25 protein-coding genes are annotated in these 26,709 nt (G+C 71.0%); 16 read left to right on the top strand and 9 right to left on the bottom strand.

Annotation, left to right across the window (positions count from 1 at the left end; translation table 11 throughout):
* The first annotated feature begins 1 nt into the window (after position 1).
* Positions 2–1,273 carry an MFS transporter gene (locus tag SOM08_RS10005; RefSeq protein ID WP_116957813.1) on the top strand — a complete coding sequence of 424 codons (1,272 nt, stop codon included), beginning with the start codon at positions 2–4 and terminating at the stop codon, positions 1,271–1,273.
* 17 nt (positions 1,274–1,290) lie between these two features.
* On the opposite strand, the gene SOM08_RS10000 is transcribed toward SOM08_RS10005, so the two are convergent.
* The gene (locus SOM08_RS10000; protein WP_322470601.1) at positions 1,291–1,842 is read right to left on the bottom strand and encodes a dihydrofolate reductase family protein; all 552 of its coding nucleotides are present in this window, start codon (positions 1,840–1,842) and stop codon (positions 1,291–1,293) included.
* 154 nt (positions 1,843–1,996) lie between these two features.
* Between SOM08_RS10000 and SOM08_RS09995 the strand changes: the two genes are divergently transcribed.
* The 13 genes from SOM08_RS09995 (at position 1,997) to SOM08_RS09935 (ending at position 14,343) form a co-directional block, all read left to right on the top strand.
* On the top strand, positions 1,997–2,824 hold the full coding sequence (locus SOM08_RS09995) for a metal-dependent hydrolase (RefSeq protein WP_116957812.1): 828 nt from the start codon (positions 1,997–1,999) through the stop codon (positions 2,822–2,824).
* An 89-nt stretch (positions 2,825–2,913) separates the two neighbouring features.
* Positions 2,914–3,684: a FadR/GntR family transcriptional regulator gene (locus SOM08_RS09990; RefSeq protein WP_116957811.1), complete on the top strand. Its 771-nt coding sequence runs from the start codon at positions 2,914–2,916 to the stop codon at positions 3,682–3,684.
* Positions 3,681–4,358, top strand: coding sequence for an aldolase (locus SOM08_RS09985; protein WP_116957810.1), 678 nt, complete (start codon positions 3,681–3,683; stop codon positions 4,356–4,358). Before SOM08_RS09990 ends, SOM08_RS09985 begins: the two co-directional genes overlap by 4 nt.
* Positions 4,359–4,404: 46 nt before the next feature.
* Positions 4,405–5,433, top strand: a complete 1,029-nt coding sequence (gene denD, locus SOM08_RS09980) for a D-erythronate dehydrogenase (protein WP_116957809.1) — start codon at positions 4,405–4,407, stop codon at positions 5,431–5,433.
* Between the two features lie 40 nt (positions 5,434–5,473).
* Positions 5,474–6,445: a TRAP transporter substrate-binding protein gene (locus SOM08_RS09975; RefSeq protein WP_116957808.1), complete on the top strand. Its 972-nt coding sequence runs from the start codon at positions 5,474–5,476 to the stop codon at positions 6,443–6,445.
* 121 nt (positions 6,446–6,566) lie between these two features.
* Positions 6,567–7,058 carry a TRAP transporter small permease gene (locus tag SOM08_RS09970; RefSeq protein WP_116957807.1) on the top strand — a complete coding sequence of 164 codons (492 nt, stop codon included), beginning with the start codon at positions 6,567–6,569 and terminating at the stop codon, positions 7,056–7,058.
* A gap of 33 nt (positions 7,059–7,091) precedes the next feature.
* Positions 7,092–8,420 (top strand): TRAP transporter large permease, encoded by a 1,329-nt coding sequence (locus SOM08_RS09965; RefSeq protein WP_116957806.1) that lies wholly within the window; start codon positions 7,092–7,094, stop codon positions 8,418–8,420.
* 13 nt (positions 8,421–8,433) lie between these two features.
* Positions 8,434–9,867 carry an aldehyde dehydrogenase family protein gene (locus tag SOM08_RS09960; protein ID WP_322470600.1) on the top strand — a complete coding sequence of 478 codons (1,434 nt, stop codon included), beginning with the start codon at positions 8,434–8,436 and terminating at the stop codon, positions 9,865–9,867.
* 27 nt (positions 9,868–9,894) lie between these two features.
* Positions 9,895–10,656: an SDR family oxidoreductase gene (locus SOM08_RS09955; RefSeq protein ID WP_116957804.1), complete on the top strand. Its 762-nt coding sequence runs from the start codon at positions 9,895–9,897 to the stop codon at positions 10,654–10,656.
* Positions 10,657–10,670: 14 nt separating this feature from the next.
* The gene (gene moaA / locus SOM08_RS09950; protein WP_116957803.1) at positions 10,671–11,786 is read left to right on the top strand and encodes a GTP 3',8-cyclase MoaA; all 1,116 of its coding nucleotides are present in this window, start codon (positions 10,671–10,673) and stop codon (positions 11,784–11,786) included.
* A 15-nt stretch (positions 11,787–11,801) separates the two neighbouring features.
* A complete protein-coding gene (gene mobA, locus SOM08_RS09945; protein ID WP_116957802.1) occupies positions 11,802–12,431 on the top strand; it encodes a molybdenum cofactor guanylyltransferase MobA in 630 nt (209 codons plus the stop codon).
* Positions 12,428–13,702, top strand: a complete 1,275-nt coding sequence (gene glp / locus SOM08_RS09940; protein ID WP_322470599.1) for a gephyrin-like molybdotransferase Glp — start codon at positions 12,428–12,430, stop codon at positions 13,700–13,702. Before mobA ends, glp begins: the two co-directional genes overlap by 4 nt.
* 245 nt (positions 13,703–13,947) lie before the next feature.
* Positions 13,948–14,343 (top strand): hypothetical protein, encoded by a 396-nt coding sequence (locus tag SOM08_RS09935; RefSeq protein ID WP_322470598.1) that lies wholly within the window; start codon positions 13,948–13,950, stop codon positions 14,341–14,343.
* Positions 14,344–14,349: 6 nt separating this feature from the next.
* Here SOM08_RS09935 and SOM08_RS09930 read toward each other — a convergent pair whose 3' ends face one another.
* The 4 genes from SOM08_RS09930 to SOM08_RS09915 form a co-directional block, all read right to left on the bottom strand.
* Positions 14,350–17,445, bottom strand: coding sequence for an efflux RND transporter permease subunit (locus SOM08_RS09930; protein WP_322470597.1), 3,096 nt, complete (start codon positions 17,443–17,445; stop codon positions 14,350–14,352).
* Positions 17,446–17,476: 31 nt separating this feature from the next.
* Positions 17,477–18,622: an efflux RND transporter periplasmic adaptor subunit gene (locus tag SOM08_RS09925; protein WP_116957798.1), complete on the bottom strand. Its 1,146-nt coding sequence runs from the start codon at positions 18,620–18,622 to the stop codon at positions 17,477–17,479.
* A 143-nt stretch (positions 18,623–18,765) separates the two neighbouring features.
* Positions 18,766–19,200: a ribonuclease HI gene (gene rnhA, locus SOM08_RS09920; RefSeq protein ID WP_116957797.1), complete on the bottom strand. Its 435-nt coding sequence runs from the start codon at positions 19,198–19,200 to the stop codon at positions 18,766–18,768.
* A 70-nt stretch (positions 19,201–19,270) separates the two neighbouring features.
* Positions 19,271–20,038: a class I SAM-dependent methyltransferase gene (locus tag SOM08_RS09915; RefSeq protein WP_181936417.1), complete on the bottom strand. Its 768-nt coding sequence runs from the start codon at positions 20,036–20,038 to the stop codon at positions 19,271–19,273.
* 67 nt (positions 20,039–20,105) lie between these two features.
* On the opposite strand from SOM08_RS09915, the gene gloB reads away from it, so the two are divergent.
* Positions 20,106–20,879: a hydroxyacylglutathione hydrolase gene (gloB, locus tag SOM08_RS09910; protein ID WP_116957795.1), complete on the top strand. Its 774-nt coding sequence runs from the start codon at positions 20,106–20,108 to the stop codon at positions 20,877–20,879.
* Positions 20,858–22,513 carry a transglycosylase SLT domain-containing protein gene (locus SOM08_RS09905; RefSeq protein ID WP_416187006.1) on the top strand — a complete coding sequence of 552 codons (1,656 nt, stop codon included), beginning with the start codon at positions 20,858–20,860 and terminating at the stop codon, positions 22,511–22,513. The genes gloB and SOM08_RS09905 overlap by 22 nt, the downstream gene beginning before the upstream one ends.
* 19 nt (positions 22,514–22,532) lie before the next feature.
* On the opposite strand, the gene SOM08_RS09900 is transcribed toward SOM08_RS09905, so the two are convergent.
* The 4 genes from SOM08_RS09900 to dnaX form a co-directional block, all read right to left on the bottom strand.
* Positions 22,533–23,591 carry an ABC transporter substrate-binding protein gene (locus SOM08_RS09900; protein ID WP_322470596.1) on the bottom strand — a complete coding sequence of 353 codons (1,059 nt, stop codon included), beginning with the start codon at positions 23,589–23,591 and terminating at the stop codon, positions 22,533–22,535.
* Between the two features lie 82 nt (positions 23,592–23,673).
* The gene (gene recR / locus SOM08_RS09895; RefSeq protein ID WP_070397975.1) at positions 23,674–24,276 is read right to left on the bottom strand and encodes a recombination mediator RecR; all 603 of its coding nucleotides are present in this window, start codon (positions 24,274–24,276) and stop codon (positions 23,674–23,676) included.
* Positions 24,277–24,287: 11 nt separating this feature from the next.
* Positions 24,288–24,620: a YbaB/EbfC family nucleoid-associated protein gene (locus tag SOM08_RS09890; protein WP_116957792.1), complete on the bottom strand. Its 333-nt coding sequence runs from the start codon at positions 24,618–24,620 to the stop codon at positions 24,288–24,290.
* 112 nt (positions 24,621–24,732) lie between these two features.
* Positions 24,733–26,685: a DNA polymerase III subunit gamma/tau gene (gene dnaX, locus SOM08_RS09885; protein ID WP_322470595.1), complete on the bottom strand. Its 1,953-nt coding sequence runs from the start codon at positions 26,683–26,685 to the stop codon at positions 24,733–24,735.
* Positions 26,686–26,709 lie beyond the last annotated feature (24 nt).

Here is a 26,709-nt window from a genome sequence, read left to right as displayed (position 1 = left end):
CATGAAAACACCCCACCGAGACAACACGCCCGCCGACCCCAGCCTCATCGATTCCCGCGCCGCCGCCTGGCGGCTGCTCACCGTGCTGGGCCTGGTCACCCTGGGCAACAGCGGCATGTACGTGGTGGCCGTGGTGCTGCCCGCGGTGCAGACGGAGTTCGGCATCGGCCGCGGCGACGCCTCCCTGCCCTACACCCTGATGATGGTCTGCCTGGGCCTGGGCGGCCTGTGGACCGGGCGCATGGCCGACCGCCACGGCATCACGCCGGTGCTGCGTCTGGGCGCGGTGGCGGTGGCCGGCGGCTTCGCGGCCGCCGCGCTGTCCGGCAACATCTGGACCTTCGGTCTGGCGCACGGGCTGCTGCTGGGGCTGCTGGGCAGCTCGGCCACCTTCGCGCCGCTGCTGGCCGACACGGCGCTGTGGTGGCGCAAGCGGCGCGGCATCGCGGTGGCCATCGCGGCCAGCGGCAACTACGTGGCCGGCACGGTGTGGCCGCCACTGGTGCAATGGGGAATCGAGACCATCGGCTGGCGCAACACCTACTTCCTGCTGGCCATCGTCTGCGGCACGGGCATGTTCCTGCTGGCCAACCGCATGCGCCAGCGCCCGCCCGTGGTCGTGATGGCCGCGCCCGCCACGCCCGGCGGCGCCGTGCCCGACACCCGCCGCCCCTTCGGCATGACGCCCGCGCGGGCGCAGACCCTGCTGTGCCTGGCCGGCGTGGGCTGTTGCGTGGCCATGTCCATGCCGCAGGTGCACATCGTCGCCTACTGCGTCGATCTGGGCTTCGGCGCCGCGCGCGGCGCCGAGATGCTCTCGCTCATGCTGGCCAGCGGCATCGTCAGCCGCCTGGTCTCGGGCTGGATCTGCGACCGCATCGGTGGCATCCGCACCCTGCTGCTGGGTTCGGCGCTGCAGTGCGTGGCGCTGCTGCTGTTCCTGCCCTTCGACGGCCTGGTGCCGCTGTACGTGATCTCTGCCCTGTTCGGCCTGTTCCAGGGCGGCATCGTGCCCAGCTACGCCATCATCGTGCGCGAGTACTTCGCGCCGCAGGAGGCCGGCGCCCGCGTGGGCGCGGTGATCATGGCCACGCTGGTGGGCATGGCGCTGGGTGGCTGGATGTCGGGCTGGGTGTTCGACCTCACGGGCAGCTACCGCGCGGCCTTCCTCAACGGGATCGGCTGGAACCTGCTCAACATGGGCATCGCGCTGTTCCTGTTCTGGCGGGTGCGGGGGAGCGGGCCGGGGGTGGCGCGGGGGGCGGCGGCCTGAAGGCGCGCGCCCTTCGTTTATTTCGGCACATACCGCATCGCCACCGCCCCCGAGCCGAACTCGAGCCGGCTCACCAGCCTCAGGTCGACATGCTTCGACAAGCCCGCGAACACGCTCGGCCCATGGCCGGCCAGCCGCGGGTGCACGATGAACTCGTACTCGTCGATCAAGCCCAGCTCCGCCAGGGCCAGCGGGAGCTTCACGCCCCCCACGAACAGGCCCTTGCCCGGTCGCTGCTTGAGCCGCCGCACCAGCGGCCCCAGCTCCCCGCGCACGAGCTCCGCGTTCCAGTCGACCACGTCCAGGCTGTCGGACACGACGTACTTCCGCGCGGCGTCGATCGTCCGGGCAAAGGGGTCCACCGCGTGAGACCCTGCGGCCGCCCCCGCGGGCGCCCGGAACGCCGACTCCATCAACTCATAGGTCACCCGCCCGAACAGCAGGGCATCGGCCTGCCGGAGGTTCTCCACGGCGTGGCGGTGCAGCTCCTCGTCCGCGGGAATGGCGCTGTGGTCGCAGCAGCCGTCCAGCGTGAGGTGGATGGAATACCGAAGGGGTCGCATGGGCATGGTTCAGTCCTCGCTGGGGCGGCCGCGGTTCGACGCGAACGCTGGAGCCGGCCCCGTCTGCACGACGGATCAGCCGTCACCGATTCGACAGCCCCACCCGCTTGACAGCCCTTGCGCAGGCGCGCACAGTCGCCCGGTACTCACCTGTACCAACATGACCAACCTCACCATCCGACGCCTGCTCATCGACCTGGAAACGCCCGTCGCGCGCCACTGGTGCGGCGGCGACGCCTTCCTCACCGCCTGGTTCAACGCCCTGTCCATGAGCTTTCCGGTGGGCGAGCAGTTCTTCATCGACGCCGTGCGGGAAGGCGCCAAGGCCCTGCCCGCCGACCAGCAGGCGCGCTGGGAAGCCGAGATCAAGGGCTTCGTGGGCCAGGAGGCCACGCACCGGCGCATCCACGCCCTGTTCAACGCGCAGATCGAGAAGCACGGCCTGGTGAACGCGTGGGCGCCGCGCGCCGAGTCGCGCATGGTGTTGTTCGAGGGCGCCGATCCCCGCCACCCGCTGGGCGTGACCGCGGCCTACGAGCACTTCACCGCCCTCTTCGCCGAGTGGCTGCTGTCGCATCCCCAGGTGCTGGACGGCAGCGAGCCGCGCCTGCAAACCCTGTGGCTGTGGCACAGCGCCGAGGAGGCCGAGCACAAGAGCACCGCATTCGACCTCTACCAGGCCCTGGGGGGCGACCACGCCTGGCGCGCGAAATGGATGCGCCGCGTCACCGTCTTCTTCCTCAGCGACGCCCTGCGCCAGACCGTCTCCAACCTGCGGCGCGACGGCACGCTGTGGCGCTGGTCCACCTGGCGCAGCGCCGCGCGCCACCTGCTGGGCCGGCAAGGCCTGCTGAGGACGAACTGGCCGGCCTGGCGGGCCTATTTCCGGCCCGACTTCCACCCGAACCAGCAGCACAGCGAACGCTCGGCCACCTGGCTGCGCGAACACAACGAACAGTTCGTGCCGGTGAGCGCTGCCGGTCGCTGAACGAGTGCGCGTCCCGGGTTTTCCCGGGATTTTTTTCGCCCGCTCAACTTGTATGATGACCTGACAAGCACACCAATGGCCGAGACACCATGAACCCCGACAGCGCCGAGCCCCTGCAGGCGCCGCCCCGCCTGACCGACCAGTTGGCGGCCCTGCTGATGCAGCGCATCGAGTCGGGCGAACTGGGCCCGGACCAGCGACTGCCCACCGAGCAGCGCCTGGCCGAGCAGTTCGGCGTGTCGCGCACCGTGGTGCGCGAGGCCATCAGCCAGCTCAAGTCCATCGGCCTGCTCACCTCGCGCCAGGGCGCGGGCGTGTTCGTGGCGCCCAGCCACCAGGCGCGCGCCCTGGCCTTCGACCCCACCGTGCTGCACTCCATGGAGGCCGTGCTGCAGGTGGTGGAGGTGCGGCGCGGCCTGGAGGCCGACGTGGCCGAACTCGCGGCGCGGCGCATCACGCCCGAGAAAGCGCGCGCCATCATGGACGCGCTGGCCGAACTGGAGGCCTGCCCGCCCGTGGGCGCCCCCGGCGTGGAGGCCGACCTGCGCTTTCACCGCAGCATCGCCCGCGCCACCGACAACCCGCACTACGAGCGCCTGCTGGGCTTCCTGGAGCAGTACCAGCGCGACGCCATGCGCGTGACGCGCACCAACGAATCCCTGGACAGCGGCTACATGGTGGAGGTGCACCACGAGCACCGCGCCATCGCCGAGGCCGTGTGCCGCGGCGACGTCACCGCCGCGCGCGAGGCCGCCATGCGCCACATGGCCAACGCCGCGCACCGCATCGAACACGCCTCGCCGCCCGTGCGCCGCGCCCTGGACGCGCTGCTCAAACCCACCCTGTCCCGCCCCGAATGAGCGACGCCATCCCCCCCGCCCAGCAGGCCTGCCGCGACGAGATCGTGCGCGTGGGCGCCTCGCTGTTCCTGCGCGGCTACGCGCATTCCACGGCCGGCAACATCAGCCTGCGGCTCGACGCCTCGCAGGGCGGCGGCTTCCTCATCACCCCCACCGACGCTTGCCTGGGCCACCTGCGCCCCGAGGCCCTGGCCTGGGTGGGCGAAGACGGCCACCAGCGCGGCGGCGAACGCGCCAGCAAGACCCTGGCCCTGCACCGCCACATCTACGACGCCGCGCCCCAGGCCCGCTGCGTGCTGCACACCCACAGCACCCACCTGGTGGCGCTGAGCCTGCAAGGCGTGTGGGCCGAGCACGACATCCTGCCGCCGATCACGCCCTACCAGGTGATGAAGGTCGGCCACGTGCCCCACGTCGCCTACCGCGTGCCCGGCGACCCCACCGTGGCCCACGAGGTGGCCGGCCTGATCGCCCGGGCCGAACAGCCCTTGCGCGCCGTGATGCTGGAACGCCTGGGCCCCGTCGTGTGGCACCAGGGCCCCGCGCAGGCCATGGCCCTGCTGGAAGAACTGGAAGAGACCGCGCGCCTGTGGCTGCTCTGCTCCCCCCGCCCCGCCCCACTGAGCGACGCGCGCATCGACGAACTGCGCCAGCGCTTTGGCGCCCCCTGGTAAGGCCCCAGTCCCCACCGCCCCGCCCATCCGCCCACCGCTTCACCGCATGAACATCCTCATCACCGGCGGCGCCGGTTTCCTGGGCAGCCGCCTCGCGCGCGAGCTGCTGCAACGCGGCCGGCTCGCCGGACGTCCCATCGACAGCCTGATGCTGGCCGACCTGTTCGCGCCCGGCGACGCGGCGCTCACGCGCGACCCGCGCGTGCGGTCCCTGGCCGGCGACCTCATGGACAGCCTGCCCACCCTGTTCGCCCAGCGCTGGGACGCGGTCTTTCACCTCGCCTCGGCCGTGTCCGCCGAGTGCGAGGCCGACTTCGACCTCGGCCTGCGCGCCAACCTGGACACCACGCGCGCCCTGCTCGACGCCTGCCGCCGGCAGACGGCCGACGGCCATGCGCCGGTCCTGTTCTTCTTCTCCAGCTCGGTCGCCGTCTACGGCAGCGACCCGGCCCTGCCCCTGCCCGCGGTGGTGGGCGACGACACCCTGCCCACGCCGCAGTCCAGCTACGGCATCCACAAGTTCGTGTGCGAGCAGCTGGTGGCCGACTACACCCGCAAGGGCCACATCGACGGCCGCGCGGCGCGCCTGATGACGGTCTCGGTGCGGCCCGGGCGGCCCAACGGCGCGGCCTCGGGCTTCCTGTCGGGCATGCTGCGCGAGCCCCTGGCCGGCCTGCCCAGCAACTGCCCCGTGCCACTGGACACGCCCGTGGCACTGTCCTCGCCGGCCACCACCGTGGCCGGCATCCTCGCCGTGGCCGAGGCCAGCCGCGAGGCCTTCGGCGGGCGCACCGCCATCAACCTGCCCGCGCTGAGCCTGCGCGTGCGCGACATGCTGGACGCCCTCGTCGACTTTGCCGGCCCCGAGGCCGCCGCGCTCGTGGGCCACGAGCCCGACGCCGCCACCGCGCGCATCGTGGCCGGCTGGCCCGCGCGCTTCGACAGCCCGCGCGCGCGCGCCCTGGGCCTACAGGCAGACCCCGATTTCCATGCCGTCCTGCGCCAGTACGCTCAGGACCACCCCGATGCCGTGAAACCACCTGCGGCGCGCCCACGGCCGACACCCGCGCGCTGAGTCCTTTTTTGCCAGTGACCCACCCCAAGGAGACAAACGCATGAAAAAAACGCTGCTCACCCCCCTGGCCATGGCCGCGCTGCTGGCCGCCACCGGCGCCCAGGCGCAGACCGTGCTCAAGATCGGCTACGCCACCTCGCCCACCTCGCACTACGGCGTGGGCTCCACCGTGTTCTGCGAGGAAATGGAGAAGGGCACGCAAGGCCGCTACAAGTGCCAGCAGTTCCCCAACTCGGCCCTGGGCGGCGAACGCGAGCAGATCGAGGCCGTGCAGCTGGGCACGCAGGACCTGGTGAACACCTCCACCGGCCCGCTGGGCAACTTCGTGCCCGAGGTCAAGATCGTCGACATCCCCTTCCTCTTCCGCGACTACGACCACGCGCGCAAGGTGATGGACGGCCCCATCGGCCAGGACCTGAGCAAGAAGATGGAGGCCAAGGGCCTGATCAACCTGGCCTGGACGGAGAACGGCTTCCGCCACATGACCAACAGCAAGCGGGCCATCACCCAGGCCAGCGACGCGGCCGGGCTGAAGATGCGCACCATGGAAAACAAGGTGCACATGGACGGCTACAAGACCTTCGGCATCCTGCCCACGCCCATGCCCTTCCCCGAGCTGTTCACCGCGCTGCAGCAGGGCACGGTGGACGGCCAGGAGAACCCGATTCCGGTCATCCTGTCCTCCAAGTTCTCGCAGGTGCAGAAGCACCTCTCGCTGACCGGCCACGTGTACTCGCCGGCCGCGCTGATCCTCTCGCCCGCCGTCTGGAACAAGCTCTCGGCCGGCGACAAGAAGGTCTTCCTGGAGGCCGGCAAGAAGGCCGCCGCCGCGCAGCGCAAGAAGGTCAACGACGACGAGAACACGGGCATCGCCCAGCTGGAGAAGGACGGCATGCAGGTCGTCAAGCAGGTCAACGGCGAGAGCTTCCGCAAGGCCGTGGCGCCCGCCTACCAGCAGTACGCCAAGGAGTTCGGCGCCGACAAGATCGCCGCCATTCAAGCGGTGAAGTAGGTCCCCCCGCGCCGGCCCACTGGCGTGGGCCGTCACCCCCCCAAGAGACGGTGCCTGCGGACCGGCAACGCCGGATCCGCGGCATCGCTGGTTGGGCGGGCCTGCCCTCGAAGGTGCTCTCATGAAATCCCTCTTTCTGCGGCTGGACCGCGCGCTCACCGGTCTGTGCCTCACGCTGGCCTGCGTGCTGCTCGCGCTCATCTCCTGCCTGGGCCTGTGGCAGGTCACCAGCCGCTTCGTGCTCTCGCAGCCCTCCACCTGGACGGAGGAGGCCATGCGCCGCCTGCTCATCTGGATGGTGATGCTGGGCGTGGTGGCCGCGCTGCGCCAGGGCGCGCTGGTCTCGGTGGATCTGATGCTGCGCCTGTCGCGCGGCGCCTGGCACCACACCGTGCGCTGGGTCATCACGCTGGTCAACCTGGGCTTCCTGGGCGTGATCCTCTGGTTCGGCATCGACCTCGTGACGCGCGTGCGCTTCCAGACCTTCGCCAGCATGGAGCTGTCCATGGCCTGGGCATACGCCGCGCTGCCCGTGGGCGCCGCGCTGGGCATGGTCGCGGTGATCGCGCACCACCTGGACCCGAAGAACGAAGAACTCGCCACGGCCCAATAAGGCCCAGACCCGCCGACCACGCCGGACCGCGCCATGACCTTCACCCTGATCTTCACCATGCTGCTGGGCTTCGCGCTCAGCATCTCCATCGCGGTCGCCATCGGCGGCTCGGCCATGCTGGGCCTGGCGCTGTTCGACGGCGACAAGCTCATCCTGGTGCCCAAGGAGATGTTCAGCGCGATCGACAAATTTCCGCTCGCCGCCATCCCCTTCTTCATCCTCGCGGGCAACCTCATGGAGACCGGCGGCATCTCGCGCCGCCTGGTCAACTTCGCCAAGTCGCTGGTGGGCGGCGTGCAGGGCGGCCTGCCCATGACCTGCGTGCTCACCTGCATGATCTTCGCCGCGGTGTCGGGCTCGTCGGTGGCCACCACCTTCGCGATCGGCTCCATCCTCATCCCCGCGCTCGTCAAGCACGGCTACCCGGTGGGCTACGCGGCCTCGCTGCAGGCCACCTCGGCCGAGCTGGGCGTGGTCATCCCGCCCTCCATCCCCATGATCCTGTTCGGCGTGGCGGCCGAGGTGTCCATTGGCGAGCTGTTCATCGCCGGCGTGGTGCCGGGCCTGCTGATCGGCGGCACGCTGATGCTGTTCGTGCACCTGTGGTGCCGCTTCAAGGGCCTGGGCAAGAACGACGGCGACGGCCGCCTCACCGTGGGCCGCGCCACGCGGGAGGCCGGCTGGGCGCTGCTGATGCCGGTGATCATCCTGGGCGGCATCTACGGCGGCGTGTTCACGCCCACCGAGGCCTCGGTGGTGGCGGTGTTCTACGCGCTGCTGGTGGGCCTGGGCATCCACCGCGAGCTGGCCCTGAAGGACCTGATGCCGGTGCTGCGCAAGTCGGTCATCTCCAGCGCGGTGATCATGTTCATCATCGCCAACGCGGGCCTCTTCGCCTTCCTCATCACGCGCGCCGGCATCCCCGACGCGATCGGCCTGTGGCTCAAGGACGTGCTGCAGTCGCCCCTGTGGTTCCTGCTCGGCGTGAACGCGGCGCTGTTCGTCATCGGCATGTTCATCGAGACCTCGGCGGCCATCATCGTGCTGGCGCCCATCCTGGTGCCGGTGGCCGTGCACTTCGGCGTCGACCCGGTTCACTTCGGCATGATCATGGTGGTCAACCTGGCCATGGGCATGATCACCCCGCCCTTCGGCGTGAACCTGTTCGCCGCGGCCACCGTCGCCAAGATATCGCTGGACCGCATGGTCGCCCACCTGGTGCCCTTCGTGCTGGTGATCGTCGGCTGCCTGGCCGTCATCACCTACTTCCCCTCGGTCTCGCTCACCCTGCGCGACCTCGTCTACCACAAGCCCGCCGCCGTGGCGCCGATCGGGCCCGCGCCCGCCATCGGCCCGCAGTGAAGGAGTTCCTTCCATGGCCCTGCATTTCATCGACAACCGGTCCGTGCCCAGCGCCTCGGGCCAGACCCTGCCCGTCATCGACCCCGCCGACGGCCAGACCTACGACAGCATCGCGCGCGGCAACGCCGCCGACGTGGACGCGGCCGTGCAGGCCGCGCGGCGCTGCCTGGACGGCGCCTGGTCGCGCCTGACGGCGGCCGAGCGCGGGCGCCTGCTCATGAAGCTCAGCGCCGCCGTGGCCGCGCACGCCGACGAGCTGGCCGCCATCGAGCAGCGCGACTGCGGCAAGCCCACCAAACAGGCCAAGGCCGACGCCCTGGCCCTGGTGCGCTATTTCGAGTTCTACGCCGGCGCGGGCGACAAGCTGCACGGCCACACCATCCCCTACCTGGACGGCTACAGCGTGCTCACCTGGCACGAACCGCACGGCGTCACCGGCCACGTCATCCCCTGGAACTACCCGATGCAGATCTTCGGGCGCAGCGTGGGCGGCGCGCTCGCCGCGGGCAACGTCTGCGTGGTCAAGCCCTCGGAGGACGCCTGCCTCTCGCTGCTGCGCGTGGCCGAACTGGCGGCCGAGGTGGGCTTTCCGCCCGGCGCCATCAACATCGTCACCGGCTACGGCCACGAGGTGGGCGACGCGCTGGCGCGCCACCCCGGCGTGGACCACATCAGCTTCACCGGCAGCCCGCGCGTGGGCACGCTGATCCAGCAAGCCGCGGCCGAGCGCCACTGCCCGGTCACGCTGGAGCTGGGCGGCAAGGGCCCGCAGATCGTCTTCGATGACGCCGACGTGGACGCGGCCCTGCCCTTCATCGTCAATGCCATCGTGCAGAACAGCGGCCAGACCTGCAGCGCCGGCTCGCGCCTGCTGGTGCAGCGCGGCCTGTACGAGCCGCTGCTGCAGCGCCTGGGCGAGGCCTTCACCGCCCTGCGCGCCGGCCCGCCCACCCTGGACCTGGACCTCGGTCCGCTGATCCGCCAGACCCAGCAGGAACGCGTGCGCGGCTTCCTGGACGAGGTGCGGCGCGACGGCCTGCCCATCGTCGCGCAGGGCCGCATCGACCCCGCCGCCGACGCCAACGGCTACTACGCCGCGCCCACCCTGGTGCGCGACGTGCCGCCCCAGCACCGGCTGGCGCAGGAAGAGGTCTTCGGCCCGGTGCTCGCGGCCATGCCGTTCGAGGACGAGGACGAGGCGGTGCGCCTGGCCAACGGCACGTCCTTCGGCCTGGTGGCCGGCGTGTGGACGCGCGACGGCGCGCGGCAGCTGCGCATGGCGCGGCGCGTGAAGGCCGGGCAGGTGTTCATCAACAACTACGGCGCCGGCGGCGGCGTGGAGCTGCCCTTCGGCGGCGTCAAGTCCAGCGGCCATGGCCGCGAAAAAGGCTTCGAGGCCCTGCTGGGCTTCACCACCCTCAAGACCGTGGCCATCCGCCACGGCTGATTCAGCAAGACCACAGAGGCACATCCCATGCGAGTGAAAGACAAATCCATCATCGTCACCGGCGCGGGCGGCGGCATCGGCGAGGGCATCGCCCACCGACTGGCCGAAGAAGGCGCGCGGGTCATCGTCAACGACGTCAACACCGCTGGCGGCGAGCGCGTGGTCGCCGACATCACGGCCAAGGGCGGGCGCGCCAGCTTCTTCGCCGCCGACGTCACGCGCTCCAGCGACATGAAGGCCCTGGTGCAGGCCGCCGTGCAGCGCCACGGCCGCCTCGACGCCATGGTCAACAACGCCGGCTGGACACACAAGAACCAGCCCGCGCTGGACGTGAGCGAGGAAGAGTTCGACCGCTGCTACGCGGTCAACGTCAAAAGCATCTACCTCTCGGCCGTGCACGCGGTGCCGGTGTTCCGCGCCAACGGCGGCGGCGCCTTCATCAACATCGCCTCCACCGCCGGCGTGCGCCCGCGCCCCGGCCTCACCTGGTACAACGGCTCCAAGGGCGCGGTCATCACCACCAGCAAGTCGCTCGCGGCCGAACTCGGGCCGGACAACATCCGCGTCAACTGCATCAACCCGGTGATGAACCCCTTCACCGGCCTGGGCACGGCCTTTGCGGGTGGCGAGCTCACCGACGAGCGACTGGCCAAGTTCCGCAGCACCATCCCGCTGGGGCGCTTCTCCACCCCCGAGGACGTGGCCAACGCCGTGCTCTACCTCGCCAGCGACGAAGCCGCGTTCATTTCCGGGGTTTGCCTGGAGGTGGACGGCGCCCGCTGCGTTTGAACCACAATCGGGGGATGTCCGAACGGGTCATTCCCCTCATCGACCAGCGCCTGCAGCGGCGCGCCGCCACGGTACCGGCACAAGCCGTGCCCGCCACCGGCCTGCTGGGCGACGCCCTGGGCCGCCCGCTGCGCGACCTGCGCATCAGCGTGACGGACCGCTGCAACTTCCGCTGCAGCTACTGCATGCCGAAGGAAGTGTTCGACAAGGACTACCAGTACCTGCCGCACGGCGCCCTGCTCAGCTTCGAGGAAATCACCCGCGTGGCGCGCCTGTTCGCCGCGCACGGCGTGCAGAAGATCCGGCTCACCGGTGGCGAGCCGCTGCTGCGCAAGAACCTGGAAATCCTGGTCGGCCAGCTGGCCGCGCTGCGCACCGCCGAGGGCCGGCCGCTGGACCTGACGCTCACCACCAACGGCTCGCTGCTCGCGCGCAAGGCCGCCGCGCTCAAGGCCGCCGGCCTGCAGCGCGTCACGGTCAGCCTCGACGGCCTGGACGACAAGGTCTTCCGCGCCATGAACGACGTCGACTTCCCCGTGGCCGAGGTGCTCGCCGGCATCGAGGCCGCGCAGGCCGCGGGCCTGGGGCCGATCAAGGTCAACATGGTGGTCAAGCGCGGCACCAACGACGACCAGATCCTGCCGATGGCGCGCCACTTCAAGGGCACCGGCATCGTGCTGCGCTTCATCGAATACATGGACGTGGGCGCCACCAACGGCTGGCGCATGGACGAGGTGCTGCCCAGCGCCGAGCTCATCGAACGCATTCAGCGCGAACTGCCCCTGGTGCCGCTGGACCCCACCGCCCCTGGCGAGACCGCCGAGCGCTGGGCCTACGCCGACGGCTCGGGCGAGATCGGCGCCATCAGCAGCGTGACGCAGGCCTTCTGCGGCGACTGCAACCGCGCGCGCCTGTCCACCGAGGGCCAGCTCTACCTCTGCCTGTTCGCCACCGAAGGCCATGACCTGCGCCACCTGATCCGCGGCGGCGCGAGCGACGCCGAGCTGGCCAGCGCCATCGGCGCCATCTGGCAAGGCCGCGACGACCGCTACTCGCAGCTGCGCGCCTCGCTGCCGCCCGAGCCCGGCTCGGGCAAGCGGCGCGTCGAGATGAGCTACATCGGTGGCTAAGCCTCACTTCCTCGAATGATCCACCCCAGAGAAATCACGGCACTGGTCCTGGCCGGCGGCCGGGGCTCGCGCATGGGCGGGGCCGACAAGGGCCTGCAGAAGTTCAACGGCACGCCGCTGGCGCTGCACGCGCTCATGCGCCTGCAGCTGCAGGAGGGCGAACACATCGGCGAGCTGATGCTCAACGCCAACCGCAACCTCGGCGCCTACGAGGCCTTCGGCGTGCCGGTATGGCCCGACACCCTGAGCGACTACGCGGGCCCGCTGGCCGGCTTTCTCACCGGCCTGGAGCGCGCCGAAACGCCCTACCTGCTGACGGTGCCTTGCGACACGCCGCGCTTCCCGCTGGACCTCGCGCGGCGCCTGGCCGCCGCCTTCGACGACCCGGCCACCGACATCGCCATGGCCAGCGCGCCCGAGAACGGCAGCGCGCCGCGGGCGCAGCCGGTGTTCAGCCTGTTGCGCGTACAACTGCTCGAGAGCCTGGTGGCCTTCACGCAGGCCGGCGGCCGCAAGATCGACCGCTGGACCGAGCAGCACCACACCGTGCTCGTGCCCTTCGACCAACCCGGCGACGACCCCCTGGCCTTCTTCAACACCAACACCCTGGACGAGCTGCACGCGCTGGAGCAGGGCCGCCCATGAAGACCATCGAACAGATCGCGGCCGAGCTGCAGGGCTATGACCCCCAGGCCCTGTCGGCCGAGCGCGTCAGTGCATTCCTCGCGCGCCTCGTCGAGCCGATCAACGACACCGAGGACGTCGGCATCTTCGAGGCCCTGGGCCGCGTGCTGGCCGAGGACGTGGTCTCGCCCATCAGCGTGCCGCCCCACGACAACTCCGCCATGGACGGCTTTGCCTTCGATGGCGCCGCGCTGGGTTCGTCGCCGCTGGTGCTGCGCTGCCAAGGCACGGCCTTCGCGGGCAAGGCCTGGACGCACCCCGTGGGCGCGGGCGAGTGCCTGAAGATCATGACCGGCGCCATCATGCCGGCGGGCCTGGACACGGTGGTGCCGATCGAATTCGTCCGGGTCGATGGCGACACGGTCACCATTCCGCCCGGCGTGGTCAAGCCCGGCGACAACCGCCGCTTCATGGGCGAAGACCTGATGGCGGGCCAGCCCGCGCTGCGCCGCGGCCAGGTGCTGGGCCCCGCGGCGCTGGGCCTGGTGGCCAGCCTGGGCCTGCCCACGGTGCGCGTGCGGCGCCGCGCGCGCGTGGCCTATTTCTCCACCGGCGACGAGATCCTCAGCCTGGGCGAAGCCCCACGCGAAGGCGCGGTCTACGACAGCAACCGCTACACCGTGTTCGGCCTGCTCACGCGCCTGGGCGTGGAGGTGATCGACATGGGCGTGGTCCCCGACCAGCCCGCGCGCCTGGAAGCCGCCTTCCGCGAAGCCGCCGCGCGCGCCGACGCCGTCATCACCAGCGGCGGCGTCAGCATGGGCGAGGCCGACCACACCAAGGCCATGATGAAACAGCTCGGTGACGTGGCCTTCTGGCGCATCGCCATGCGCCCGGGCCGCCCGATGGCGGTGGGCCGCATCAACGAAGGCGCCCAGTCCGCGGTGCTGTTTGGCCTGCCGGGCAACCCGGTCGCCGTGATGGTGACCTTCCTGGCCTTCGTGCGCCCGGCCCTGCAGCGGCTCATGGGCGCGGACGTGGCGCCACCGGTGCTGCTGCAGGCCAGGAGCGGCGAAGCCATGCGCAAGAAACCCGGCCGCACCGAGTACCAGCGCGGCACCGTCGAGCGCGCGGCCGACGGCACGCTGGTGGCCCGCACCACCGGCAACCAGGGCTCGGGCGTGCTCAGCTCCATGGTCCAGGCCAATGGGCTGATCGTGTTGCGGCACGACCAGGGCAACGTGGCCGTGGGCGACACCGTCGAGGTGATGGTCTTCGACGGGGTGATCTGAAGACCTGGGCCGCGAGGCCCGCTCCCCCCTAGGCCCGGCATCGGCCATGCGGCCGAACGCGGAACGAATGGCGGCCCGCGGCGACTGAAGCGGCATTGTCAGCATCGACTCCACGGACCGATATGAGACATTGCCCTTCCCCTCCCGACGCCGCCCCCCTCGAGCAGCCCCCAGGGGACGCCAGCGGTCCCCATGAGGCCAGCGCCCCATCGCTCGACGAAGCCACCGGGGTGGTGAAGGGGTTCATGGCGCTGCTCACCGCCGACCAACAAGCCGACAAGGCCCTCTGCATGGACCACGGGCAATGCGCATGGGAGGAACCGATGTCCCTGCGGCGGCTGCTCGACTGCGGATTCAACATCACGAAGTACCGGCAGACCCGCCAGTCGGCCAGGCAAGCGGCCAGCCTTCGGTTCAAGACCGCCTGCCGCGTCCTGGCCGAAGAGCACCCCTTCCTTCTGGTTCGCAACATGGCGCACAAGCTGCTTGCACGGATCCCCGTGCAGGACGTGCGCAATGGCAAGGCGCTGCGCAGCGCGGCGCGGGACCTTCAGGCCGCGCTCAGCGTGTGTGAGGCCCCCGAGCCAGGCGGGGCGCGGCGCGCCGTACCGCTGCCCGACGCCGTGGGCGTGCCCCTGTAACCCCGCCTACTTGGCGGGAATCGCCCCGGCGTGATCGCCACCCGCTTCGTCGCGCATCACCGGGTGCGCCGACTCGCCCGACTGGCGGCGCGACAGCAGCGTGTACATGGTGGGCACCACGAAGATGGTGAGCAGCGTACCCACCGACATGCCGCCCACGATCACCCAGCCGATCTGCTGGCGGCTTTCGGCGCCGGCGCCCGTGGCCAGCGCCAGCGGAATCGCGCCCAGCACCATGGCGCCCGTGGTCATCATGATGGGCCGCAGGCGCAGGCCGGCCGCTTGCTTCACCGCGTCCAGCTTCTCCAGTCCCTGCTCGCGCAGCTGGTTGGAGAACTCCACGATCAGGATGCCGTGCTTGGTGATCAGCCCCACCAGCGTGATCAGGCCGATCTGGCTGAACACGTTCAGCGTGCCCCCTGAAAGCTTGAGCGCCAGCAGCGCGCCCATCATCGACAGCGGCACCGACAGCATGATGATGAAGGGATCGACGAAGCTCTCGAACTGCGCCGACAGCACCAGGTAGATGAACAGCAGCGACAGCACGAAGACCAGCGCCAGCGAGCCCGAGGCGTTGCGGAACTCGCGGCTCTGGCCGTTCAGGTCGGTGGCGTAGCCCGCGGGCAGGATCTCACGCGCCGTCTGCTCCATGAACTGCAGCGCCTCGCCAAGCGAGTAGTCGGGCGCCACGTTGGCCGTGATCGAGGCGCTGCGGCGTTGGCCGAAATGGTTCAGTTCGCGCGGCACCACCACCTCACGCGTGCTGATCAGCGAGGCCAGCGGGATCATCGCGTCGCCGCGCCCGCGCACGAACAGCCGGTCGATGTCTTCGGGCGTGCTGCGGTTGGCCGAGACGGTCTGCACCACCACGTCGTACTGTTCGCCGTCGCGCTTGTAGCGCGTGACCGTGCGCCCCCCCAGCATGGTTTCCACCGTTCGCGCGATGGCGTCCACGCTCACGCCCATGTCGGCGGCGCGCTCGCGGTCCACGTCCATGCGGATCTCGGGCTTGTTCAGGCGCAGGTCGGTGTCGACCTGCACCAGACCCGGGTTCTGCGCCATGCGGTCCTGGAACTGGCGCACCACGGCTGCGAGGTTTTCGTAGGTGTCGTTGGTGACGATGACGAAGTTGAGCGGCCGCTCGCGAAAGCCCTGGCCCAGCGAAGGCGGCGTGATCGGGTAAGCGCTGATGCCCGGCAGCGCCGCCATGCGCGGCGCCAGCGCGCGCGCGATCTCCATGGTGCTGCGCTCACGCTCCTCCCAGGCCTTGCCGCGCATGGTCACGCTGCCCTGCGCCACCGAGGGGTTGCCCACCACCGCGAAGATGCGGTCGAACTCCGGCTGCTCCCTGGCCATCTTCTCGATCGCGTCCACATAGCGGCGCGTGTAGGCCAGGGTGGCGCCGTCGGGTCCATTGATGTTGGCCAGCACCACGCCGCGGTCTTCCATGGGTGCCAGCTCCGAGCGCGTGGAGCTCAGCAGCCACCAGCTCGCGCCGGCGCTGGCGAGCATCACCCCCACCACCAGCCAGCGCACCTGCAGCGACAGGCCCAGCAGGCGGTCGTAGCCCTGGTTGATGCGCACCAGAACACGCTCCATGAAGCGGTCGAAGCGGCCGGGCTGGTCCACGTGGCGCAGCAGCTTGGAGCACATCATGGGCGAGAGCGTGAGCGCCACGAAGCCCGAGACCACCACCGCGCCGGCCAGCGCCAGCGCGAACTCGGCGAACAGCCGCCCGGTGCGCCCGGGCGTGAAGGCCAGCGGCGCGTACACCGCCGCCAGCGTGAGCGTCATGGCCACGATGGCAAAACCGATCTCGCGCGCGCCCTTGATCGCCGCGTCGAAGGGTTTCATGCCCTCCTCGATGTGGCGGTAGATGTTCTCCAGCATCACGATGGCGTCGTCCACCACCAGGCCGATGGCCAGCACCAGCGCCAGCAGCGTGAGCGTGTTGATGGAGAAGCCGAACAGGCCCATCAGCGCGAAGGAGCCGATCAGGCTGACCGGGATGGTGATCAGCGGAATGACCGAGGCGCGCAGCGTGCGCAGGAACAGGAAGATCACCAGCGCCACCAGCACCACCGCCTCGGCGATGGTGGTGTAGACCGCCTTGATGGAGCGGTCGATGAAGATGGAGTTGTCGTTGGCGACCTCGATGCTCACGCCCCTGGGCAGTTCGGCGCTGATGCTGGGCAGCATCTTCTGCACCGCGGCCGAGAGCTCCAGCGGGTTGGCCGTGGCCTGTCGGATCACGCCCAGCGACACGGCGTCGCGGCCGTTGTAGCGCACCGACGTGCGCTCATCCTGCGGCGCCTGCTCCACGCGCGCCACGTCGCCGATGCGGATGGTCTGGCCCTTGACCGTGCGGATGCCGATGGCGCGGAACTGCTCGGGCGTCTGCACGTCGGTGGCGGCCGTCACGTTGAACTCGCGCTGCAAGCTCTCGATGCGCCCGGCCGGCACCTCCAGGTTGGAGCGGCGCAGCGCGTCCTCCACGTCCTGCACCGTCAGGTTGTAGGCGGCCAGGCGGTCCGGGTCGAGCCAGATGCGCATGGAGAAACGCCGCTCGCCCCAGATGCGCACGTCGGCCGCGCCGGGCGCGGTCTGCAGGCGCGGCTTGATGAGGCGGTTGGCCACGTCGCTGAGGTCCAGGGCCGACACCGTGTCGGAGTTGAGCGCGAGCCAGATGACGGGCGTGGCGTCGGCCTCGACCTTGGCGATGGTGGGTTCGTCGACGTCGTCGGGCAGGCGCTGGCGCACGCGGCTGACCTTGTCGCGCACGTCGGCGGCGGCGGAGTCGGGGTCGCGCTCGAGCTTGAAGCGCACCGTGATCTGGCTCTGCTCCTGCCGGCTGATGGAGGTGATGATGTCCACCCCCTCGATGCCGGCGAGCGAGTCTTCCAGCACCTTGGTGACCTGGGACTCGATCACCTCGCTGGAGGCGCCGCCGAAGCGGGTGGTGACGGTGACGGTGGGTTCGTCGATGCGCGGGTACTCGCGCACCGTGAGGTTGTTGAACGAGACCAGGCCCACCAGCAGGATGAGCAGCGACAGCACGGTGGCGAACACCGGCCGGCGGATGGCGACTTCGGGCAGTTGCATGCGGGCCTCCGGTGGCGGGCGCGCGGCGGCGTCAGTTCGCGGCGGCGGCGCGGGCCGCCAGGTCCACCACGCGCACCACGGTGCCGTCGCGCTGCAGGCGCTGCTGGCCGGCCACCACCACGGTGTCGCCGGGTTTCAGGCCCTGGGTGATCTGCACGTCGGCGCCGCGGCGCACCCCCAGCTCCACCTCGACGCGGCGCGAGGTGCGCTTGCGCGCGTCGCCCTGCCCCTGCTCGTCGAGCACGTAGACGTACTGGCGCCCGCCCTGGGGCACCAGGGCCTCCTCGGGCACCACCAGCGCGTTCTCGTTCACCGAGAACACGATCAGCACGCGCGCGAACATGCCGGGGCGCAGCTCCTGGCCGCGGGAGGACGGCATCTCGGCGCGCACCGCGATGGAGCGGCCGTTGGCGTCCAGCAGGGGATCGACCGCGAGCACACGCGCCGGGTAGCGCTGGCCGGGCAGCGCGTCGAGCTGCACCTGCACGGACTGGCCCGGGGCGATGCGGTTCTGATAGCGCTCGGGCAGGCGGAAATCCACCGTCAGCTGGGAGGTGTCCTCCAGGTTGACGAGCGGATCGCCGTCCTTCACGTACTGGCCCAGGTTGATGCTGCGCAGGCCCAGCGTGCCATCGAAGGGCGCGGTGATGCGCATGCGCTGCAGCCGCGCCTGGGCCAGGTCCACCTGAGCCTCGGCCACCTGCAGGGCGGCGCGGCTTTCGTCCACCACGCGCGCGGCCACGAAGCTCTGCGCCAGCAGCTCCTCATTGCGCTTGAGATTGGCGCGCGCGATGGACAGCTGGGCCTGGGCCTGGCTCAGCTCGGCGCGCTGCAGCGTGTCGTCGAGCTGCACCAGCAACTGGCCACGCTTGACGCCCTGGCCGTCCTTGAACGCGATGCGGGCGACGCGGCCCGCCGTTTCGGGCTTGAGGGTGACGGCCTGGCGCGAGTTCAGCGAGCCCACGGCCTGGGCGTCGTCCTGCAGGCGCGCCTGCTTGACGGCGGCGATCTCCACGCTGACCGGACCGGCGCCGCTGGCGGCACGGGGCGCTGAGGCCGCGCCCGCCGAGCCGGACACGCCCGAGGCGCGCGGCTGCTGCTGCCACCACCAGGCACCGCCCAGCGCCAGCGCCAGGCCCAGCACCGCCAGCCAGACCGTTGATTTGGGTTTCGCCATGAAGTCTCCGCTCGAATGCTGCTGTCAGCCCTGTGCCCCTGAGGCAACAGTTTCCATGCCAACAATCCCGACATTGTGCAGTCCGAATGTGTCCCGCTGACAAACGGTAACAGTCGAACCGGGCGATTTTTCGCGCAGAACCCTCAGCCCGGCACGCCCCGGTTGGCCAGCGCGTCGGCGCGCTCGTTGCCGGCGTGGCCGGCGTGGCCCTTCACCCAGTGCCACTCGACGCGGTGCGGCCCGCCGTGCACCAAGGCGTCGAGGCGCTGCCACAGATCGGCGTTCTTGACCGGCTGCTTGCTTGCCGTCACCCAGCCCTTCTTCTTCCAGCCGTGGATCCATTCGGTGATGCCCTTGCGCACGTACTCGCTGTCCAGGTGCAGCGACACCCGGCAGGGCCGCTTCAGGGCGGACAGAGCCTGGATGACCGCCATGAGTTCCATGCGGTTGTTCGTGGTGTCGCGCTCGCCGCCCCACAACTCCTTTTCATGCCCGCCGGATTTCAGATAAACGCCCCAGCCGCCGGGGCCGGGATTGCCCTTGCAGGCGCCATCGGTGTAGATCACCACGTGGTCCAAAGAATGCTCCATCCAAAGAAAAAATGCCCGGTGGCCGTGCGTGCCGCCGCGCGGCGCGACGGCGAGCGCCTCAGCGCCGCTGCCGGTTGGCCAGCGGCACCGGCGCCGTGGCCGGCACGCGGCGCGGCTTCCAGGCCGGGCCCAGCAGGCGCATGCCGCGCACCCGCTTGACCGCGGTGGTGACGTGCACCGCACCAAAGATCGGCCACCAGCGCGCGCCGGCGCGGTCCATCCAGCGCAGGCGGTGCAGCCATTTGTCGGTGCGCACCGCGGGACGGTAGCAGCCGCAGTGCTGGGCCTCGATCTCGAAGCTCAGCAACCGCAACCAATCGCGCAGGCGGCCCGGCCCGATGAACTCGCCCGCCTCGGGCAGGTACGGACGCGTGCCCCGGCCCAGCCGCTGCAGGGCGCGCGCGCGCGCCTGGCGCAGGCCCCACAGGCTCGCGGGATTGAAGCCGGTGAGCACCACCCGACCCTCGGGCACCAGCACGCGCTCGACCTCCCGCAGCACCTGGTGCGGGTCGGCGCTGAGCTCCAGCGTGTGCGGCAGCACCACCAGGTCGAGGCTGGCCTCGGGAAACGGCAGGGCCGCGGCGTCGGTGACGAGCGCCACGCGCGCGCCATCGATGGCGGGCGCATCGCCTTCGGGCAAGGCCAGCCAGCGCTGCGGCATGCGGTTGGCGCGCAGCGCGTCGAGCTCGGGCACACCGAGCTGCAAGGCATGGAAACCGAACACATCGGCCACCGCCAGGTCGAACCGGTCCTGCTCCCAGGCCAGCAGGTACCTGCCAGGCGGGGTCGCGAACCATTCGGTCAACCCTATAATTTTTTCGGTCATCGGCGCGGGGGCGTGTTCACAGTGCCCGCACTCTACACGCCCCACCCCTACGCCCACCGCAGCCCCCATGCAGCTCCTGCCCATCCCCGCCTTCACCGACAACTACATCTGGCTGCTGCACGACGGCCGCCGCGCGCTGGTGGTCGACCCGGGCGAGGCCTCGGGCGTGCTGGCCACGCTGAAGGACCTGGGCCTGGCGCTCGACACCATCCTCATCACGCACCACCACGCCGACCACACCGGCGGCGTGGCCGCCCTGCGCGAGGCCACGGGTGCCCAGGTCATCGGCCCCGTCCACGAGCCCATGCCCGAGCCGCTGCACCGCGTGGGCGGGGGCGAGCGGGTCGCGGCGCTGGGCCTGGCCTTCGAGGTGATCGACGTGCCGGGCCACACCAGCGGCCACATCGCGTACTACACCCCCGAACTCGACGGCCTGCCCCTGCTGTTCTGCGGCGACACGCTGTTTTCGGGCGGCTGCGGCCGACTGTTCGAAGGCACGCCCGCGCAGATGCACCATTCGCTGAACCGCCTGGCGGCCCTGCCCGGCACCACCCGCGTGTGCTGCACGCATGAGTACACCCTCTCCAACCTGAAATTCGCGCAAGCGGTGGAACCCGGCAACGCCGAGCTCGCGGCCTATGCGCGGCACTGCCAGCAGCAGCGCGCGCGCAACCAGCCCACCCTGCCCAGCTCCATCGATCTGGAGCGGCGCATCAACCCATTTCTGCGCACCGCGGAACCCGAGGTGGTGGCCGCGGCTCAGCAACAGGCGCCCGGCCTCTCGGCCGATCCGGTGGCCGTGTTCGCCACGCTGCGCGAATGGAAGAACGTTTTTCGATGATCCCTTGTCTTGCCCCGGCGCTCGCGCGCCTGCGTGGCGGTGCCCAGCGCCTGGCGCTGGCCCTCGCCCTCCCCGTGGCGCTGGCCGGCTGCGCCAGCACCGTCGCCGTCAATGCCCCCGGCTCGCCCACCGCCAGCGCGCCCGCCAGCGACCCCGCCACCGGCGCGCGCGGCGGTCCCGCCGTGCGCCTGCCCGGCAACGTGCCCCTGAGTGACCTCGCCGTCGCGCCGATGGACGCGCCCACCGTCACCTCGCTGGCCGCGCCCGCCGATCTGTGGGAGCGCATCCGCCGCGGCCTGGCCCTGCCCGACCTGAACGACGAGCTGGTGCGCCAGCACGAGCAGTGGTACCTCTCGCGCCCCGACTACATCCAGCGCATGACCGAGCGCTCCAGCCGCTACCTCTTCCACATCGTGGAGGAGATCGAGGCGCGTGGCCTGCCCATGGAGCTGGCGCTGCTGCCCTTCATCGAAAGCGCCTTCAACCCGCAGGCCGTGTCCAGCGCGCGCGCCGCCGGCATGTGGCAGTTCATGCCGGCCACCGGCGCCTCCTTCGACCTGAAGCAGAACGCCTTCCGCGACGACCGGCGCGACGTGCTGGCCTCCACCCGCGCCGCGCTCGATTACCTGGAGCAACTGCACGCCCGCTTCGGCGACTGGCACCTCGCGCTGGCCGCCTACAACTGGGGCCAGGGCAACGTCAGCCGTGCCATCACGCGCAACCAGCGCGCGGGCCTGCCCACGGGCTATGGCGACCTCATCATGCCCGCCGAGACGCGCCACTACGTGCCCAAGCTGCAGGCGGTGAAGAACATCGTGGCCAACCCGGCGCGCTACTCGGCCACCCTGCCCGACATCGGCAACCACCCCTTCTTCGACACGGTCGGCATCGAGCGCGACATGGACGTGGCCGTGATCGCGCGCCTGGCCGAGGTCGAGGAGGCCGACGTGCGCGCGCTCAACCCGTCCCTCAAGCAGCCCGTGGTGATGGCCGCCGGCACGCCCCAGGTGCTGCTGCCCTGGGACAACGCGGTGATCTTCCAACGCAAGCTGCAGGCCTACAGCGGCCCGCTGGCGAGCTGGACGGCCTGGGTGGTGCCCAGCACCATGACGGTGGCGCAGGCGGCCGAGCGCGTGGGCATGAGCGAGGCCGAACTGCGCAAGGTCAACGCCATTCCGCCGCGCATGCGGCTGCGCGCGGGCTCCAGCCTCATCGTGCCGCGCAACGGCAAGCTGGACCGCGACGTGCCCGCCCACGTGGCCGACAACGGCACCCTCAGCCTGCAGCCCGAAGTGACCACGCGGCGCGTGGTGGTGAAGGCCCGCAAGGGCGAGAACGTGGCCCGCCTGGCGCGGCGCTACGGCCTGAGCGCGGCGAGCGTGGCCGAATGGAACCGCCTCTCGGTGGGCAGTTCGCTCAAGACCGGCCAGCGCGTGACCCTGCATCTGCCGTCCCAGCGCGCCAAGGCCACGACCACGGCGCGGTCCACCAAGGCGGTCAAGCCACGCGCCAGCGCGAGCCGCTCGGCAGCGGCAAAAAAACCCGCGGCCAAAAAGTCGGCGACCGCCGCGAAGACCTCCTCCAGCAAGTCCCGCACGGCCAGCTCGGGGTCGAGCAAGACCGCGCGCCAGTGACGCGGCGCGCGGGCGGGCCTCAGGCCCTGAAGCGCGCCTTCGCCTTCTGCGCGAAGGCGTTCGTGAAATGCCGCGCCACCTCGGCCGGCGCCAGCGGCGTTCCCTCCCCCACGCGGTTCATGGCCTCGGGACCGCCGCGCGGCATCAGGCCATCGGCCGTCCAGGCGTCGCGCGATCGCTCCACCGTGGCCAGGTAGATTGCCCGGTCGCCCTGGAAGTGGCTCTCGGGCACGGTCTTGATGAGGTCCGAGGGACCGGCCGTCTGCAGCCATTTGAGCGCGTGCACCACGGCGTCGGTCAGCGCCTGCGTCACGCGCGGGTACTGCTCCAGGAATTCGGCCGGCGCGCTCAGGCAGCCCACCGGCACGGGCCCGCCGAACACCTCGGTGGTGCCGCCCAGGCTGCGCGTGTCCACCGCCACGCGCAGCTCGCCCAACTGCTCCAGCAGCGTCATCATGGGATCGGCATGGCACAGCGCGTCCAGCTGCCCGCCGCGAAACGCCAGCAGCGCCGCCCCGGGGCTGGACTGGGGCAGCACCTGCACCTCGTCCTCCCTCACCTGTTCGCGCTGCAGGAACGCCGTGAGCACGCGCCGGGCCAGCGGGTCCTTGGCGTGCAGTCCGACGCGCCGCCCGCGCAGATCGGCCGGGCCACGAAACCCCGGCACCGTCTTGTGCGACACGCCCAGCACCACCTGCGGCGCGCGGCCCTGCACCACGAAGCTCTGCCAGCCCAGGGCGTGCGCCGGCGGCGCGATCAGCTGCGCGAAGGGCACGCACACCACGTGCGCCGCCTTGGCCTGCACCGCCGCCATGGCCTGGCCCAGGTCGGGAAATTCGCGCAGCTCCACGTCCAGGCCTTCCTCGCGGAAGAAGTGGCGCTGTTCGGCCACCGTGAGCGGCAGGTTGCCCAGGCCGGTGCGCGGCTCCAGCGCGATCACGATGCGGGTGTCCACCAGCTTGGGTGGCCAGGGGGCCGGACGCGGGGTGGGCTGAGCGGCCCCGGCCGGCCCCGCACCGGCGGCCAGCGCCAGCCCGGCCATGGCGGCGCTCCACTGGCGGCGGTTCAGGGGACCCATGCGCCGAGATTAGGGGGGCGAGGCGCGCCCGCCATCCGGGCGAGTCCTGAGCGGGTTTACACCGACCCGCGGAACGGGAACTTCAGCGCCGATCGACCAGGGCGTGCGCGATGGTGCCCAGGTCGACGTACTCGAGCTCGCTGCCCACCGGCACGCCGCGCGCCAGGCGCGTGACCTGCAGGCCCCGGTCCTTCAGCGCCTGCGCGATGACGTGCGCGGTGGTCTCGCCCTCGGCGGTGAAGTTGGTGGCCAGGATCACCTCGCGCACCGGCACCTCGGCGGCGGGGTCGTCCACGCGGTCGAACAGCTTGTCCAGGCCGATGTCGCGCGGGCCCACGCCGTCAAGCGGACTGAGCTTGCCCATGAGCACGAAGTACAGGCCTTTGTAGGCCCCGGTGCGCTCCATGGCGGCCTGATCGGCCGGGGTTTCCACCACGCAGAGCTGGCTGCGGTCGCGCCGCGGGTCGCGGCAGGTGGCGCAGACCTCGTCTTCGGTAAAGGTGTGGCAGAGCGCGCAGTGGCGCACCTCGCTCACCGCCGCCTGCAAGGCTCCTGCCAGCAGCTGCGCGCCCTCGCGGTCGTGCTGCAGCAGGTGAAAGGCCATGCGCTGGGCCGACTTCACACCCACGCCGGGCAGGCGCCGCAGCGCCTGCACCAGGTTCTCCAGGGAATGGTTGTCGGCCACCGGGCGGGGGATCAGAAGGGAAACTTCATGCCCGGCGGCAGGCCCGGCATGCCAGCGGTGAGCTTGCCCATCTTCTCGCTGGAGGTCTCCTCGGCCTTGCGCACGGCGGCGTTGAAGGCGGCAGCCACCAGGTCTTCGAGCATGTCCTTGTCGTCGGCGAGCAGGCTGGGGTCGATGGTGACCCGCTTGACGTCGTGCTTGCAGGTCATGACCACCTTGACCAGGCCGGCGCCGGACTCGCCGGTGACCTCGATGTGGGCGAGTTCTTCCTGGGCCTTCTTGAGGTTGTCCTGCATGGCCTGGGCCTGCTTCATGAGGCCGGCAAGTTGTCCTTTGTTGAACATGGCAATCCTTGGGGTTGATCGGGGCACACCGCGGAACCGCCCTTTGACATGTGCAGGACGGGCCGCTGGTGTGCCCCCTGGAGGGGGTCGCGCGAAGCGCGGCGGGGGTGATTCAGCTTATCGCCTTGAGCGAGCCGGGCACGATTGTGCCGCCGAAGTCGCGCATCATGGCCTGAACGAAGGGGTCGCCGAGGATCTGCTGCTCGGCCTCGCGCTGGCGGCGCTCGGCCTCGGCGGTGGCGCGCCGCGCGGGCGAATCGGTGACCACGCCGTTCTCCAGCGCGAGTTCGACGGTGTGGCCCGCGGCGTGCAGCGCGGCCATGAGCCGTTCGCGGTTGCTGCCCTGGGCCAGGGTTTCGCGTTCGATGCGCAGCAGCCAGCGCGCACCCTCGCGCGACACCAGCTGTGACTGCAGCGCGAGCTCGCGAGTCAGCGCGGTGATAGCGCCACTGTCCGCCAGCTGCTGCACCAGCCCGGACCAGAAGTCGCCCTCGGGCGTGGGCTGCAAGGGCGCGGCGGCGGGCCGGGGTTGGTCTAGCCGGCCCGGCGAGCCCGGGTCGCGCACGGGGATGCGCACCACCGGCGCGGCGGCGGGGGCCGGTGCCGCGGGTGACCGAGCCGCCGTGGGCGCCGGCACCGGGTCCCAGGGCGGCAGGTCCTCGTCGGGCTCGGGCCACGGGGCTTCGTCGTCGGGCGGGCCATCGGCGGCGGTCGCGGGCAGCGGCGGCGCGGCGATGGGCTCCCGGGCCACGGGCGCCACCGGCGCGGGGGCCTGCGCTGGCGCGGCGGGGGCCGGTCGCGCGCCCGGTTCGCCAGCGACCGGCGCCCCCACGGGCGCAGCGGGCACCGGACGCGGTGCGACGGCCACAGGCGCAGCGGGCACGGCGGGCGCCGCCGTGGCGACCGGTACCGCCGGCGCTGGCCGGGCCTCAGCCGGCCTCAGAGTTTTTTTTTCCGCCGCGCCCGAAGGCTTGAAGGCGAGCAGGCGCAGCAGCACCATGGTCAAGGCCGCGTACTCGTCGGGTGCCAGGCCCAGTTCGGTGCGGCCATGCAGGCACAGGCTGTAGAGCAGTTGCGTCTCGTCGGCGGGCAGGGCCTCGGCCAGGCGCGCGATCTCGGGCGCGTCGGGGTCGTCGTCGGTGGTGGCCGACTCGGGCACGCTCTGCAGCACCGCCATGCGCTGCAGCAGGCCGGTCATCTCCTCCAGCGTGGACGCCGCGCTCAAGCCGTTCATGCGCAACGTGTTCACGGTGTCCACCACGGCCGCGCCGTCGGCGCGCGCCAGCGCGTCGATGAGGCGCAGCACATGGCTGCGGTCGACCGCGCCGAGCATCTGGCGCACCGGCGCCTCCAGCAGCTGGCCGCCGCCGAAGGCGATGGCCTGGTCGGTGAGCGACAGCGCGTCGCGCATGGAGCCGCGCGCCGCGCGCGACAGCAGCCGCAGCGCCTGCGGCTCGGCGTTCACGCCCTCGGCCTGCAGCACCTGCTGCAGGTGTTCGGCCACGGTCTCGGGTGCCATGGGACGCAGGTTGAACTGCAGGCAGCGCGACAGCACCGTCACCGGCACCTTCTGCGGGTCGGTGGTGGCGAGCACGAACTTGAGGTACTCGGGCGGCTCCTCCAGCGTCTTCAACATCGCGTTGAACGCGGTGTTGGTGAGCATGTGGACCTCGTCGATCATGAAGACCTTGAAGCGGCCCTGCACCGGCTTGTAGACCGCCTGCTCCAGCAGCGACTGCACCTCGTCCACGCCGCGGTTGGAGGCCGCGTCGAGTTCGGTGTAGTCGACGAAGCGGCCGGCATCGATGTCGGTGCAGGCCTGGCACACACCACAGGGCTCGGCGGTGATGCCGCCCTGACCGTCGGGCCCGGTGCAGTTGAGCGATTTGGCCAGGATGCGCGAGACCGTGGTCTTGCCCACACCACGCGTGCCCGTGAACAGGTAGGCGTGGTGCAGGCGCTGGCTGGTGAGCGCGTTGGCGAGGGCCTGCACCACGTGGCCCTGGCCCACCATCTCGCGGAAATTGCGCGGCCGGTACTTGCGGGCGAGGACGACGTAGGACATCGGGCGATTCTATGCGTCGGGGTA

Origin of the sequence: Hydrogenophaga sp. SNF1 (assembly GCF_034421675.1) — a bacterium.
In the GTDB taxonomy this organism is placed as follows: Bacteria; Pseudomonadota; Gammaproteobacteria; order Burkholderiales; family Burkholderiaceae_C; genus Hydrogenophaga; species Hydrogenophaga borbori.
Note: the sequence above shows the minus strand (reverse complement) of the source record. Positions and strands in the feature narration are given on the sequence as shown.